Source organism: Haemophilus sp. SZY H36 (genome assembly GCF_018829625.1).
Lineage (GTDB): Bacteria > Pseudomonadota > Gammaproteobacteria > Enterobacterales > Pasteurellaceae > Haemophilus > Haemophilus haemolyticus_K.
Genome location: NZ_JAHKKA010000001.1, coordinates 273,782 through 288,137 on the forward strand (window position 1 = coordinate 273,782; position 14,356 = coordinate 288,137).

At 37.5% G+C, this 14,356-nt stretch carries 17 protein-coding genes and 1 riboswitch; of the genes, 8 read left to right on the forward strand and 9 right to left on the reverse strand.

The genetic code is table 11. From position 1 onward, the window contains the following. Positions 1 to 170 precede the first annotated feature (170 nt). From KP713_RS01105 to trpA, 4 genes are all read left to right on the forward strand, one after another. Positions 171 to 755: an FMN-dependent NADH-azoreductase gene (locus tag KP713_RS01105; protein ID WP_140527667.1), complete on the forward strand. Its 585-nt coding sequence runs from the start codon at positions 171 to 173 to the stop codon at positions 753 to 755. A gap of 175 nt (positions 756 to 930) precedes the next feature. Beyond that, complete coding sequence (locus tag KP713_RS01110) at positions 931 to 1,689, forward strand: SDR family oxidoreductase (RefSeq protein WP_111407407.1); 759 nt, start codon at positions 931 to 933, stop codon at positions 1,687 to 1,689. Between the two features lie 17 nt (positions 1,690 to 1,706). Continuing rightward, on the forward strand, positions 1,707 to 2,903 hold the full coding sequence (gene trpB, locus KP713_RS01115; protein WP_111407406.1) for a tryptophan synthase subunit beta: 1,197 nt from the start codon (positions 1,707 to 1,709) through the stop codon (positions 2,901 to 2,903). After that, the gene (gene trpA, locus KP713_RS01120; RefSeq protein WP_215769605.1) at positions 2,903 to 3,709 is read left to right on the forward strand and encodes a tryptophan synthase subunit alpha; all 807 of its coding nucleotides are present in this window, start codon (positions 2,903 to 2,905) and stop codon (positions 3,707 to 3,709) included. Before trpB ends, trpA begins: the two co-directional genes overlap by 1 nt. A 42-nt stretch (positions 3,710 to 3,751) precedes the next feature. On the opposite strand, the gene moaE is transcribed toward trpA, so the two are convergent. The 5 genes from moaE to thiI form a co-directional block, all read right to left on the reverse strand. Next, positions 3,752 to 4,204 carry a molybdopterin synthase catalytic subunit MoaE gene (gene moaE, locus KP713_RS01125; protein ID WP_111407404.1) on the reverse strand — a complete coding sequence of 151 codons (453 nt, stop codon included), beginning with the start codon at positions 4,202 to 4,204 and terminating at the stop codon, positions 3,752 to 3,754. Between the two features lies 1 nt (position 4,205). Then, positions 4,206 to 4,451 (reverse strand): molybdopterin synthase sulfur carrier subunit, encoded by a 246-nt coding sequence (gene moaD / locus KP713_RS01130; protein WP_111407403.1) that lies wholly within the window; start codon positions 4,449 to 4,451, stop codon positions 4,206 to 4,208. Positions 4,452 to 4,460: 9 nt separating this feature from the next. Continuing rightward, entirely contained in the window at positions 4,461 to 4,943 is a 483-nt protein-coding gene (gene moaC, locus KP713_RS01135) for a cyclic pyranopterin monophosphate synthase MoaC (protein ID WP_215769606.1), read from the reverse strand. A gap of 30 nt (positions 4,944 to 4,973) precedes the next feature. Beyond that, entirely contained in the window at positions 4,974 to 5,987 is a 1,014-nt protein-coding gene (moaA, locus tag KP713_RS01140; RefSeq protein ID WP_111407401.1) for a GTP 3',8-cyclase MoaA, read from the reverse strand. After that, a riboswitch (molybdenum cofactor riboswitch) is annotated at positions 5,976 to 6,117 on the reverse strand. It overlaps the preceding gene by 12 nt. Positions 6,118 to 6,280: 163 nt before the next feature. After that, positions 6,281 to 7,732, reverse strand: coding sequence for a tRNA uracil 4-sulfurtransferase ThiI (gene thiI, locus KP713_RS01145; RefSeq protein ID WP_215769607.1), 1,452 nt, complete (start codon positions 7,730 to 7,732; stop codon positions 6,281 to 6,283). 158 nt (positions 7,733 to 7,890) lie between these two features. On the opposite strand from thiI, the gene xseB reads away from it, so the two are divergent. Genes xseB through dxs form a run of 3 tightly spaced genes read left to right on the forward strand, consistent with a single transcriptional unit; the run spans position 7,891 to position 10,952 of the window. Beyond that, on the forward strand, positions 7,891 to 8,130 hold the full coding sequence (gene xseB / locus KP713_RS01150; RefSeq protein ID WP_005628882.1) for an exodeoxyribonuclease VII small subunit: 240 nt from the start codon (positions 7,891 to 7,893) through the stop codon (positions 8,128 to 8,130). Beyond that, positions 8,130 to 9,020 (forward strand): (2E,6E)-farnesyl diphosphate synthase, encoded by an 891-nt coding sequence (gene ispA / locus KP713_RS01155; protein WP_215769608.1) that lies wholly within the window; start codon positions 8,130 to 8,132, stop codon positions 9,018 to 9,020. The genes xseB and ispA overlap by 1 nt, the downstream gene beginning before the upstream one ends. Before the next feature lie 54 nt (positions 9,021 to 9,074). Further along, positions 9,075 to 10,952, forward strand: a complete 1,878-nt coding sequence (dxs, locus tag KP713_RS01160; protein ID WP_215769609.1) for a 1-deoxy-D-xylulose-5-phosphate synthase — start codon at positions 9,075 to 9,077, stop codon at positions 10,950 to 10,952. A 35-nt stretch (positions 10,953 to 10,987) separates the two neighbouring features. Here dxs and KP713_RS01165 read toward each other — a convergent pair whose 3' ends face one another. From KP713_RS01165 to rplM, 4 genes are all read right to left on the reverse strand, one after another. Then, positions 10,988 to 11,440 carry a ClpXP protease specificity-enhancing factor gene (locus KP713_RS01165; RefSeq protein ID WP_215769610.1) on the reverse strand — a complete coding sequence of 151 codons (453 nt, stop codon included), beginning with the start codon at positions 11,438 to 11,440 and terminating at the stop codon, positions 10,988 to 10,990. Then, positions 11,440 to 12,078 (reverse strand): stringent starvation protein SspA, encoded by a 639-nt coding sequence (gene sspA, locus KP713_RS01170; RefSeq protein WP_111407396.1) that lies wholly within the window; start codon positions 12,076 to 12,078, stop codon positions 11,440 to 11,442. The genes KP713_RS01165 and sspA overlap by 1 nt, the downstream gene beginning before the upstream one ends. Before the next feature lie 173 nt (positions 12,079 to 12,251). After that, the gene (rpsI, locus tag KP713_RS01175; RefSeq protein ID WP_106013213.1) at positions 12,252 to 12,644 is read right to left on the reverse strand and encodes a 30S ribosomal protein S9; all 393 of its coding nucleotides are present in this window, start codon (positions 12,642 to 12,644) and stop codon (positions 12,252 to 12,254) included. Between the two features lie 16 nt (positions 12,645 to 12,660). Next, a complete protein-coding gene (rplM, locus tag KP713_RS01180) occupies positions 12,661 to 13,089 on the reverse strand; it encodes a 50S ribosomal protein L13 (protein ID WP_005628896.1) in 429 nt (142 codons plus the stop codon). Positions 13,090 to 13,399: 310 nt separating this feature from the next. Between rplM and metF the strand changes: the two genes are divergently transcribed. Then, a complete protein-coding gene (metF, locus tag KP713_RS01185; RefSeq protein ID WP_139989932.1) occupies positions 13,400 to 14,281 on the forward strand; it encodes a methylenetetrahydrofolate reductase in 882 nt (293 codons plus the stop codon). Positions 14,282 to 14,356: the final 75 nt, after the last annotated feature.

Genomic DNA, 14,356 nt, shown 5'->3' on the forward strand with positions numbered 1-14,356 from the left:
CGAAATTAGGCAAAAAATGCGTGGCGAACTCTATCACTTTCTTAAGGTATTGTTAAATAAATGCACATATTTTACAGAAAGGAAATAATGTTTTTCTGGCTAGGGGCTTTATATCCTAAAAATAAAGGCTAGAATAACCGCACTTTTAAATACCCAGTTAAGGAATAAAAATGAGCAACGTATTAGTATTAAAGTCTAGCATTTCAGGAAATAACGCCCAGACCAATCAATTGGCTGATTATGTTATCGAAAAATTACAAGGTAATCACATTGTCGTACGCGATCTAGCCCAACAACCACTTCCATATTTTGATGCCACAGCAGCAACAGCTGTACGTGGTGAACCTAAAAACGATGAAGAAAAACAACTTCTTGCACTTTCCGATGAATTAGTCTCTGAATTAAAAAATGCAGATACTTTGGTTATTGGTGCGCCAATGTATAATCTTGGCATTCCAACACAATTAAAGACTTATTTTGATTTTATCGCACGTCCACGTGTTACTTTCCAATATACGTCAAATGGACCAGAAGGGTTATTAAAAGATAAAAAAGCAATTGTGTTATGTGCATTTGGTGGGTTATATGATGAAGAAAATTTGGTGACCCAGTATATGAAAGCTATTTTGGGCTTTATTGGTATCACCGATGTAAAATTTGTCTATGCAAAAGGCATCGGATTAGGCGCTGAAGCCATTGAAAAAGCACAAGTATCAGCAAAAGCAAAAATTAATGAAATTATTACCGCTCTTTAAGCCTTCATTTTATTTCATCTGAAACTTATAAAATGACTACACTAGATAGATTCAAATACTTCTAGTGTAGTTTTTTTATAGAAAATAAAATTCCTACATTTTCTTCACAAATTTATATATTTTTTTGTACTAGTGTAGTAGTATAAAAATATTCTACATAAGAAAGGAGAAAATGATGTCTAAAATTGCCCTTATTACTGGTGCTACTGCAGGATTTGGTACTGCAATCTGTAGAACGCTTATTCAAGCTGGATATTTTGTAATTGGTACTGGCCGTCGTACCGAACGTTTAACTTCACTAAAAGCTGAATTAGGTGAAAAATTTCTGCCCCTTGCTTTCGATATATCTGATCGACTAGCCACTCAAGAAGCAATTAAATCTTTACCTACACAATGGAAAAATATTGATTTACTCGTTAATAACGCAGGATTGGCTCTTGGCTTAGAATCTGCTGATAAAGCGAATCTTGATGATTGGGAACAAATGATTGATACCAATATTAAAGGATTGGTTAATATTACTCGATTCGTTTTGCCTCAAATGGTTGAAAGAAATACGGGTCATATTATTAATTTAAGTTCAATTGCAGGTACCTATCCTTATCCCGGCGGTAACGTATATGGCGGTACAAAGGCTTTTGTGACACAGTTCAGCTTAAATTTACGTGCAGATTTGGCGGGTAAAAATATCCGTGTTACTAGCGTCGAACCTGGGCTTTGTGGTGGAACAGAATTTTCTAATGTGCGTTTTAAAGGTGATGATGCACGAGCAGAAAAACTCTATGAAAATGTGCAATACGTTACGCCACAAGATATTGCGAATATGGTTTTATGGCTCAATCAACAACCAGAACACGTTAATATTAATCGCATTGAAGTGATGCCAACAGCACAAACTTTTGCACCACTGAATGTGGCAAGAAATTCAAATTAAAATAATAAGGAAACACAATGTCAGAGACTCTTTTAAATCCCTATTTTGGTGAGTTTGGTGGTATGTATGTACCTGAAATACTCGTGCCAGTGCTTAAACAGCTTGAGAAAGCCTTTGTCGAAGCGAAAGACGATCCTGAATTCCAATGTGAATTTCAAGATTTACTCAAAAATTATGCCGGAAGACCGACCGCACTTACCCTTTGTCGCAACCTAACAAAAGGTACTAAAGCGAAAATCTATCTTAAACGTGAAGATTTATTACACGGCGGTGCCCATAAAACTAACCAAGTATTAGGTCAAATTTTATTGGCTAAACGCATGGGCAAAACGCGTATTATTGCCGAGACTGGTGCGGGTCAGCATGGTGTCGCGACTGCCCTTGCTTGTGCTATGTTAGATATGCCATGCCGTATTTATATGGGCGCAAAAGATGTTGAGCGTCAATCGCCGAATGTATTTCGTATGCGTTTAATGGGTGCGGAAGTGATTCCTGTACAAAAAGGCTCTTGCTCTTTAAAAGACGCTTGTTGTGAAGCTATGCGTGATTGGTCAGCAAACTATGAAACCACCCATTATTTACTTGGAACCGCTGCAGGCCCTCACCCCTTCCCAACGATTGTAAGAGAATTTCAAAAAATGATTGGGATTGAGACGAAACGTCAAATTCTCGAACGAGAAGGTCGTTTACCTGATGCAGTGATTGCTGCTGTTGGCGGTGGTTCTAATGCAATTGGTATGTTTACTGATTTTATTGATGAACCAAATGTGCGTTTGATTGGCGTTGAACCTGCGGGTAAAGGCATTGAAAGCGGTGAACATGGCGCACCATTAGGTCATGCAAAGGTGGGCATTTATTTCGGGATGAAATCTCCTTTAATGCAAACGGAAGATGGTCAAGTAGAGGAATCCTACTCTGTTTCAGCCGGGTTAGACTTCCCTTCTGTTGGGCCTCAACATGCTTATTTACAAAGCATTGGACGTGCAGAATATCCAAGTATTACCGATGATGAAGCATTGAATGCTTTCCAAGAGTTAGCTAAACATGAAGGCATTATTCCTGCATTAGAAAGCTCACATGCTCTTGCTCAAGCCCTAAAAATGATTCATCAAGAACCTAATAAAGAACAAATTTTAGTCGTGAATCTATCTGGTCGTGGCGATAAAGATATTTTCACCGTAGATAAAATTTTGACAGAAAAAGGAATGAAATAATGAGCCGTTTTGAAACTCAATTTGTTACGCTTAAAGCAAAAAATGAAGGGGCATTTGTTCCTTTCGTCACCTTATGTGACCCTACTTTTGACCGCTCTTTTGACATTATTTGTACGCTTGTGGATAACGGTGCGGATGCTTTAGAACTTGGTTTTCCTTTTTCCGATCCGCTACTCGATGGCCCAGTTATTCAAGCTGCGAATAATCGTGCTTTAACTGCGGGTCATAGTACTGAAGATAGCTTTAAGTTATTAGAAAAAGTGCGGTCAAAATATCCAGAGATTCCGATTAGCTTGTTACTTTGTGCCAATTTAATTTTTGCCAAAGGACTAGATACTTTTTATCAACGTTGTGCAGAAGTCGGTGTTGATGCTGTGCTTGTGGCAGATATTCCTTTACTCGCAAAAGAAGATTATGTACAAGCGGCTAAAAAACACGGCATTCAACCAGTATTTATTTGCCCGCCAAATGCGGACGAGAAAACGATCCAAGGTGTAGCACAAAATAGCGAGGGCTATACTTATTTAGTCTCTCGTGCAGGTGTAACCAGTGCTGAAAACCAAGCTCATGCAGCAAATTTAGATACCCTTGTAGAACAGCTTAAGGCACATAATGCTCCGCTAATTTTACAAGGCTTCGGCATTGCTCAACCAGAGCAAGTAAAAGAAGCATTAGGTTTGGGAGCAGCGGGTGCGATTTCAGGTTCTGCAACGGTGAAAATCATTGAGCGGAATTTAGATAATCACGAGCAATGTTTAGCTGAATTAGCTGAATTTGTTCAAGCAATGAAAGCAGCAACAAAATAATTTATAAAATACCAAAAAGCGGTGAAATCCACCGCTTTTTTATTACCATTTCTTTAATGCTTCTTTATCTGAATCTCTCGCCTCTATCCAGCGCTCCCCTTTGTTGGTTTGTTCTTTTTTCCAAAAAGGTGCTTTAGATTTTAGATAATCCATAATAAATTCATTTGCATGATAGGCATCGCCACGGTGAGCAGAGCTTATTCCTACTAATACGATTTCATCTCCCGTATGCAATAATCCTACTCGATGAATCACACTAACTCGTTGGATATTCCAACGGGATTGAGCTTCAGAAATAATTTCTTGTAGTGCTTTTTCTGTCATTGCAGGATAATGTTCTAAGTATAGACTCGAAACATCATCACCTAAATTAAGATCACGAACTTTTCCAACAAAAATTACTGTTGCACCAACAGAGTGAGATTCAGAAAGCCAATGATAAACTGCATTTTGATCAAACTCAGCTTCCTGTACTGAAATATGAACATTACTCATCTTATCCCCCTGTTACTGGTGGAAAAAATGCAATTTCATCACCCGATTTTAGCGCACTTTCAAGAGGCATTAAAGTTTGATTTATCGCAACTAGCAGTTTTTCTTTTTCTAAAGCTAATGCCCATTTATCACCTTTTTGCGCTAAATATTCACGTAATTTATCAGCTGTTGTAAATTCTGCCTCAATAGAAAGTTCATCTACACCAATTAATTCTCGTGTTTGAGCAAAAAATAATACTTTTAGCATGTTATTTCCCTATTTATATTGGGCAACAAAGTGACCTGATTTTCCACCACTTTTTTCCAATAAACGTACATATTCAATAACCATATCTTTTTGAACAGACTTACACATGTCATAAATAGTTAAAGCAGCAACACTTACCGCTGTTAATGCTTCCATTTCTACGCCAGTTTTTCCCGAAAGTTTACATAAAGACTCAATTCGTACTTGGTGTTTTTCCACTAAAGGTTCAAGACTGACCTCTACTTTAGAAAGTAGCAAAGGATGACAAAGCGGAATTAATTCCCATGTTCGTTTAGCTGCTTGAATACCTGCAATACGCGCAGTTGCAAAAACATCACCTTTATGATGCTGCCCACTAAGAATCATAGTTAAAGTTTCAGGCGCCATTGTCACTAAAGCTTCTGCACGTGCTTCGCGTACGGTTTCTATTTTGCCAGAAACATCCACCATATTGGCTTCACCTTGGCTATTGATATGCGTAAATGTTTTCATAATTTAAAAGTGAGGTTAATTTTAAGAAATTTATCCACCGATAGATGCTAAATGCTGACGAATGCCAGTGTCGCCTTGGTGTAAGTAATGGTGTTCACGCTTACCTTGAAGCGCAGAAAAAATCCGAGCCTGTAAAATTGATTGCTGATCATCTGAACGTAAAAGATCGCGCAGTTCAATTCCCTCTTCACCAAATAAACAAAGATGTAATTTTCCTTTTGCTGACACACGAAGACGATTACAACTTGCACAGAAATTCTTTTCATATGGCATGATCAATCCTATCTCACCCATATAATCAGGATGTTTAAATACCTTTGCAGGACCATCTGTTATAGCTTTTTGTTGTAATTGCCAACCCTGCTCTAATAATTTCTTGACTAAAATTTCACCAGAAAGATGGTGATGATGAAAGAAACTATCCATTTCTCCCGTTTGCATTAGCTCAATAAAGCGCATTTGGATTGGTCGATTCTTTACCCAAGCTAAAAATTGATTGAATTCATGATCATTTAAATTTTTCATCAATACTGAATTGACTTTAACTTTTTTATAACCAATCTCAAAGGCTCGCTCAATTCCTCTCATCACCTCATCAAATTTATTAATTCCTGTAATTTGATGAAACATTTTAGGATCAAGACTATCAACACTAACATTAATGGAAGTAATGCCCGCACGTTGCCAAGCATCTACATCTTTTGCCATACGATAGCCATTTGTAGTTAAAGCTAACTGACGAATGCCACTTACATTCGCTACATTTTCAGCAATCGTAATAAAATCTTTACGTAAAGTAGGTTCTCCACCAGTTAAACGAATCTTTTCTGTCCCCATAGCAGCAAATGCTTCTGCGACACGAACAATTTCACTTAAGGTAAGAAAACTTGGTTTATTTGCTTCAGGCTGATAACCATTGGGTAAACAATAGTTACAACGAAAGTTACACTGATCAGTTATTGACAGTCGTAAATAATAATAGGCACGCTGGAACGCATCGACTAATCCCACGTTCCCTACGTTTTTAATGGGAATTGATTGCATGTGACACCTTTCTAATATGGAGAGGATAAACCGTTTCCAGCGTATCCCTGAATAACAAACATCGTTATTGGCATTGCGACCCTATTTTGAATATAAACGTAGGTCAACAAGCTCGGAGTTATGCGTAAAATTTATTGCTCGTGATTTTAAAAGATTTCACTTCGCTAACACAATTACTAATTTTGATGAAAAACAAAATTTATACAAATTCTTAAAAATTAATTATATAAAAAAATACATAATGGTATTTTAAAACAACATATACGCTTACTAATATATAATAAATTTAAACATTATTTTTTTGAGAAAACTTGCACATTTGAAAAACCATTTTCTTTCAAATATAAGGCTTGTAATTTGCTCATCACACCACGTTCACAATACAACACGTAATTTTTACTTTGATCAAGGCTACCAAATTGAGAAGAAAGTTTGTAGAACGGCATTTGAATGACTTCATGTGTATCTGATTCAAATGGATTTTCATCCGTTTCTTCTGGGCTACGAATATCCAAAATCACTTCATTTTCACCCAATACAGAAATTGCCTCGACTTCTACCACTTCTTTTTCTGTTTCTTCTGCAATCTGGCGAATATCTAAATATTTTGCATTTTGCACCGCACTTTCAAGAATCTCGAAATTAAAATGCCCTTCTTCTTCAAGAATCTTTTCACGAACAGCTTTGATCGTAGGATTTTTTGAAATCACGCCACAAAATTCCGGCATAGATTTTGCAATATCGTCAGTGCCAATTTCTTTCGCCATCGCAATAATTTGTTCTTTATCGTGCGTAATTAACGGACGTAATACTAAGGCATCAGCCGCTTCATCAATCAAGCGTAAATTGGTTAAAGTTTGGCTAGAAACTTGTCCTAATGCCTCCCCTGTCACAATCGCTTCAATATTAAAACGTTGAGCGACTTTACTTGCTGCACGCACCATCATCCGTTTTAATACAACGCCCATTTGGCCGTTATCGACTTTCTCTAAAATCTCACCGACAACCCCTTCAAAGTTAATCGCAATAAAGCGTACTTTATGTGAAGCGCTATAGCGTTGCCAAATATGATAAGCCATTTGTTTTACGCCAATTTCATGGGCTGCACCGCCAAGATTAAAGAAACAATAATGAACTCGGGAACCACGACGAATCAACATGTAACTCGATACACCTGAATCAAATCCCCCAGAAATCAAAGAAAGCACATCCTCTTGCGTCCCAATTGGATAACCACCAATCCCTGCGTGACGTGCTTTAACTAACATCATTTTGTCATCTTCAATATCAATACGAACAGTCACATCTGGATTTTTCAACCGCACTTTTGCGCTTTCAATATGTTGATTTAATCCACCGCCGATATAACGTTCTGCTTCAATAGAACTAAATTTATGTTTCCCCTTACGTTTTACTCGAACGCAAAAGGTTTTGCCTTGAAGTTGTTGCGCGACATCAGCAAGCGTCAATTCAAAAATATGATGTAAATCGGTAAACGGTTTTTCTTCAACTTCTAAAAAATGATGAATACCAGGAATACGTTGTAACAAGGCGATTAATTCTTCACTATTTTCTTCATTTTTTGACCGCACTTCAATGTAATCCCAGTGACGTACAACTGCAGTTTCTTCATCATATTTCTGTAAAATATTGCGGATATTAGAGGTTAAAATTTTTGCGAAACGTTTACGAACAGTTTCGCTCTTAATCATAATTTCAGGAAAAAGTTTAACGATAAATTTCATATAAATAGCTTGGGCATTTCTTGGGTATTTAAAGTGGCGAGTATTTTACGCAAAGATAGTGAAAAGTCCACTGGTCCTAGCTTGAAATAATTTTTTAACAACTCAAGCAAAATACAGTAAAATGGCAAGCAATTTTTACCGTGAAAAAGGATAATTCCATGGCGCGTAAACCCGCATCTTCACAAGATTTTGAAACAACATTAGCGCAGTTAGAAAATATTGTTACACATTTAGAAAATGGCGATCTGCCGTTAGAAGAAGCGTTAAAAGAATTTGAACAAGGTGTGCAACTGGCTAAGTTAGGGCAAGAACGTTTACAACAAGCAGAACAACGTATTCAGATCTTATTGCAAAAAACTGAAGATGCCCCACTGAATGATTATGAAGGGAATGCTTAATGGGTAACTTTTCCGAAGAATTACAACAGGTTCAAACCCGTATTAACCACTTTTTAGAAGCTCAATTTGAGGGCATTGAAAGTTATAATGCGCCTTTACTTGACGCGATGAAATACGCATTATTACTTGGTGGTAAACGGGTTAGACCTTTTTTAGTTTACGCAACAGGTCAAATGCTTAACGCTGAGAAACAAACCTTAGATTACGCCGCTGCCGCTATTGAAGCCATTCATGCCTATTCCTTAATTCACGATGATTTACCTGCAATGGATAATGACAATTTGCGTCGTGGGCATCCAACTTGTCATATCCAATTTGATGAAGCTACGGCTATTCTTGCGGGCGATGCGCTGCAAAGTTTTGCTTTTGAAATGTTAACTAAAACGCCAAATATTTCTTCTGAACAAAAACTGGCTTTAGTTCAGATTTTAGCTCAAGGCGCTGGTGTACAAGGAATGTGCTTAGGGCAAAGTTTAGATCTTATCTCTGAGCATAAACAAATTAGTTTAAGCGAATTAGAATTAATCCATCGTAACAAAACGGGCACATTGCTGATTGCCGCATTAAAATTAGGTTTTATTTGTTCTCCGCATTTTGCCGACAAAAGGTTAGAACAATCCTTAACGCAATATGCGGAAGCCATTGGCTTAGCCTTTCAAGTTCAAGATGATATTTTAGATATTGAAGGTGATAGTGCAGAAATTGGCAAACAAGTCGGCGCTGATCTTGATTTAGATAAAAGTACGTATCCAAAATTACTTGGATTAAGTGGCGCAAAACAAAAAGCGCAAGATCTATATCAAAGTGCTTTGTCTGAATTAGAAAAAATTCCTTTTGATACGACCGCACTTCGTGCATTAGCTGAATTCATTATTACTAGAAAAAGTTAATACTGACCGTATCAATGCTCACAAAGTGCGGTCAAACATTATAAAGTTTTAAAAATGACTAACAATATGAACAATTACCCCTTATTATCTTTGATTAATTCACCAGAAGATTTGCGTCTTTTAAATAAAGAGCAGCTACCACAACTCTGCCAAGAATTACGCGGTTATCTTTTAGAATCTGTTAGTCAAACTAGCGGGCATTTGGCATCAGGTTTAGGCACTGTAGAGCTAACCGTTGCACTACATTACGTATATAAAACACCATTTGATCAGTTAATTTGGGATGTTGGACATCAAGCTTATCCCCACAAAATTTTAACCGGTCGTCGAGATCAAATGTCCACAATTCGTCAAAAAGACGGTATTCATCCTTTCCCTTGGCGTGAAGAAAGTGAATTTGATGTATTAAGCGTTGGCCACTCCTCTACTTCTATTAGTGCTGGATTAGGTATTGCTGTCGCCGCAGAACGAGAAAATGCAGGTAGAAAAACGGTATGCGTAATCGGTGATGGCGCAATTACTGCGGGAATGGCTTTTGAAGCGCTGAATCACGCAGGTTCTGTTCACACTGATATGTTGGTCATTTTAAATGACAATGAAATGTCTATTTCAGAAAATGTTGGCGCGTTAAATAATCACCTTGCTCGTATTTTCTCTGGTTCTATCTACTCCACATTACGAGATGGAAGTAAAAAAATTCTCGATAAAGTTCCGCCTGTAAAAAACTTTATGAAAAAAACCGAAGAACATATGAAAGGAGTGATGTTCTCACCAGAAAGTACATTATTTGAAGAGCTCGGTTTTAACTATATTGGCCCAGTGGATGGACATAACATTGACGAATTAGTGGCAACACTTACGAATATGCGTAATCTGAAGGGACCACAATTCTTACATATCAAAACGAAAAAAGGTAAAGGATACGCACCCGCGGAGAAAGATCCGATTGGTTTCCACGGCGTACCAAAATTTGACCCAATCACTGGTGAATTGCCTAAACACAATACTAAACCAACTTATTCAAAAATTTTTGGTGATTGGCTATGCGAAATGGCAGAAAAAGATTCCAAGATTATTGGTATCACACCTGCAATGCGTGAAGGTTCTGGCATGGTGGAGTTTTCCCAACGTTTTCCAGAACAATATTTTGATGTGGCAATTGCAGAGCAACACGCCGTCACGTTTGCCACTGGGCTTGCTATTGGCGGATATAAACCTGTAGTCGCGATTTACTCGACATTTCTACAACGTGCTTACGATCAATTAATTCACGATGTTGCTATTCAAAATCTACCTGTATTATTTGCGATTGATCGAGCGGGTATCGTAGGGGCTGATGGCCCAACACACCAAGGGGCATTTGATCTTAGCTTTATGCGTTGCATTCCCAATATGATTATCATGACACCAAGTGATGAAAATGAATGCCGTCAAATGCTCTATACAGGTTATCAATGTGGGAAACCTGCGGCAGTGCGCTATCCTCGCGGAAATGCCATTGGTGTTGAACTAACACCTTTAGAAATGCTTCCTATCGGTAAATCACGTTTAATTCGAGAAGGTCAAAAAATTGCGATTTTAAATTTTGGTACCCTTTTACCATCCGCTTTAGAGGCAGCAGAAAAACTCAATGCAACAGTTGTCGATATGCGTTTTGTGAAACCGATTGATATTGAAATGATTAATGTGCTTGCACAAACTCATGATTATTTAGTCACATTAGAAGAAAATGCAATTCAAGGTGGAGCGGGATCTGCTGTAGCGGAAGTGCTAAATTCATCTGGAAAATCGACCGCACTTTTACAGCTTGGTTTGCCAGATTATTTTATTCCACAAGCAACACAGCAAGAGGCATTAAAAGATTTGGGATTAGATTCAAAAGGAATTGAAGACAAAATTCTTAACTTTATTGAAAAACAAGGTAATTTATAAAAATAAACGCGATGATAACTTCATCGCGTTTTTTCTTAATCAACAATTCTTAAATGAGAAGCTGATTTTGTTTTCTTTTTTTCTTCTCGTTTTCTAGGACTATCTACAGCCTCATGAAAACCAGTTGGTTGTTCAGTACCTGGCTCAGAATTAAGTTCATCGTAAACCTCTTCTGGCTCAAACATCACGCCATCACCATTTTCACGAGCATAGATTGCAAGCGCTGCGCCCATTGGAATATACAGTTCACGAGAGACACCTTTAAATCGGGCATTAAACTGGATGAAATCATTTGTCAGTTGTAAATTGCCCGTAGCATTGGCAGACAAGTTCAATACAATCTGTCCATCTTTTACATATTCGACAGGAACATTCACACCTAAGTAAGTCGCATCAACAACTAAATAAGGCGTGAAACTATTATCTACTAGCCAATCATAATAGGCGCGTAATAAATAAGGGCGCTTAGGGGAAGCTTTATATTCCATTACTTATCATCCATTAAATTTTTTGGTGCAGCTTCACCTACAGACTGCAAGAATGAATCTCGACTAAATACACGATCCATATATCCCTTAATTGGTTTACTACCTGGACCTGTAAATTCCACGCCTAAATGTTTTAATTTCCATAACAATGGCGCAACGTAACAATCCACTAAACCAAACTCTTCATTCATGAAATAAGGCATTTGCTGGAAAACTGGTGTGATTGCTAAAAGTTCTTCTTTTAATTGTTTGAGCGCTTCAGCTTTTTCACTTTCTGTGCCATTTTCTGCTTTCTTGAGGGTTGGATACCAATCTTGTTCAATTCGTAACATCAAAAGACGATCTTTTGCTCGAGAAACTGGATACACTTGCATTAATGGTGGATGCGGAAAACGCTCGTCAAGATATTCCATAATAATTCGCGAACTAAACAAAACAAGATCACGATCAACTAACGTAGGCACTGTAGCATACGGATTTAATTCCATTAAATCTTCTGGTAATGCTTGCAAATCAACTTCTTCGTTCTCATAAAGTACACCTTTTTCAGCTAAAACAATTTTTACCTGATGACAGTAAATATCATCTTTATTTGAAAAAAGGGTCATTACTGAACGTTTACTTGATGCGCTGGACATTTATTCCTCCGAAGATCCAAAAATATTCTATATTTTATAAGGGGTGTGTATTCTACCACAAAGCGTAAGTCATTTGCCAAACAATTCTTTTTTATTGTTTTATAATCAATAAGTTAGATAACAAAAAAGCAGAGATTTCTCTCTGCTTTTCTTTTTCGAAACGAAAATAAAAATTAACGTTTTGAGTATTGTGGACGACGACGTGCTTTGTGTAAACCCACTTTTTTACGTTCAACGCGACGTGCGTCACGAGTAACGAAACCAGCTGCACGAAGTGCTGGGCGTAATGTTTCATCGTATTCCATCAATGCACGAGTGATACCGTGACGAATTGCACCCGCTTGACCAGAAATACCACCACCTTTAACAGTGACGTATAGGTCTAATTTATCAGTTAATTCAACCAATTCTAATGGTTGACGTACTACCATGCGCGCAGTTTCACGGCCGAAGTAAACGTCTAATTCACGTTGGTTGATAGTGATTTTACCACTGCCCGGTTTGATAAATACACGAGCTGAAGAGCTTTTGCGGCGACCTGTGCCGTAGTTTTGATTCTCTGCCATTTTCTAAACCTCGTGATTAAATATCTAATACTTGTGGTTGTTGTGCAGCGTGTTGGTGTTCAGCACCTGCGTACACTTTTAATTTACGGAACATTGCACGGCCTAATGGACCTTTTGGCAACATACCTTTAACCGCAATTTCAATCACTGCTTCAGGACGGCGAGCGATCATTTCTTTGAAAGTCGCTTGTTTAATACCACCTACATAGCCAGTGTGCCAGTAGTAAAGTTTATCTGTTTCTTTACGACCAGTTACTGCCACTTTGTCTGCGTTAATAACGATGATGTAATCACCTGTATCTACGTGTGGAGTGTACTCAGCCTTGTGTTTACCACGAAGACGACGTGCTAATTCAGTCGCTAAACGACCTAAAGTTTTACCTGTCGCATCTACTACGTACCAGTCGCGTTTAACCGTTTCTGGTTTTGCTACAAAAGTTTTCATTAATTAATTACCAAAAATTAGTTTGATACCCAGTGTTCTTACGAACACAACCATTGATCTTAATCGTCACCCCTTCGAGTGAGATCTCGATAAAATAATGTACGATGGGAATTCGCACATTTACAGGGTCGGTGTATTATACATATTTATTTCATTAATGCTAATTTTTTATGCAAAATTTTAGTATTTTTGCTGAAACCTATTTACATTAACTAAATTAATATTTTTAATGAATTTATTAAAATTGACTCATACATAAAGTTATTTTATTGTTAACTCAAATATCATCATACTAGTTATAGGAATTTTTATGAGCTACGCTAAAGAAATTGATACGCTTAATCAGCACATCGCTGACTTCAATAAAAAAATTAATGTTTCTTTTGAATTTTTCCCACCAAAAAATGAAAAAATGGAAACGCTTTTATGGGATTCGATTCATCGTTTAAAAGTGTTAAAACCGAAATTCGTTTCTGTTACTTATGGCGCAAACTCTGGAGAACGTGACCGCACTCATAGCATTGTAAAAGCAATCAAACAAGAAACTGGCTTAGAAGCGGCTCCGCATTTAACTGGTATTGATGCCACACCTGAAGAATTAAAACAAATTGCTAAAGATTACTGGGACAGTGGTATTCGTCGTATCGTTGCGTTACGCGGTGACGAACCCAAAGGATATGCCAAAAAACCATTTTATGCGTCAGATCTTGTGGAATTACTCCGCTCTGTCGCTGATTTTGATATTTCTGTAGCGGCTTATCCAGAAGTTCATCCAGAAGCAAAATCAGCACAAGCAGACTTGATTAATTTAAAACGAAAAATTGATGCAGGTGCAAATCATGTTATCACTCAATTTTTCTTTGATATTGAAAACTACCTACGTTTCCGTGATCGTTGTGCATCAATTGGTATTGATACTGAAATCGTGCCGGGCATTTTACCTGTAACTAACTTTAAGCAATTACAAAAAATGGCTTCTTTCACTAATGTGAAAATTCCTGCATGGCTTGTTAACGCTTATGAAGGATTAGACGATGATCAAACTACTCGTAATCTTGTAGCGGCTAGTGTTGCAATGGATATGGTGAAAATTTTATCTCGTGAAGGAGTGAATGACTTCCATTTCTATACGCTAAATCGCAGTGAATTAACTTATGCAATTTGTCATATGTTAGGTGTAAGACCTAGCTAATATACGACTTATTTAATATTCAAAACCCACGTTCTTTCAAAGCGTGGGTTCTTTTTTCTTTACAATTTTTATCAT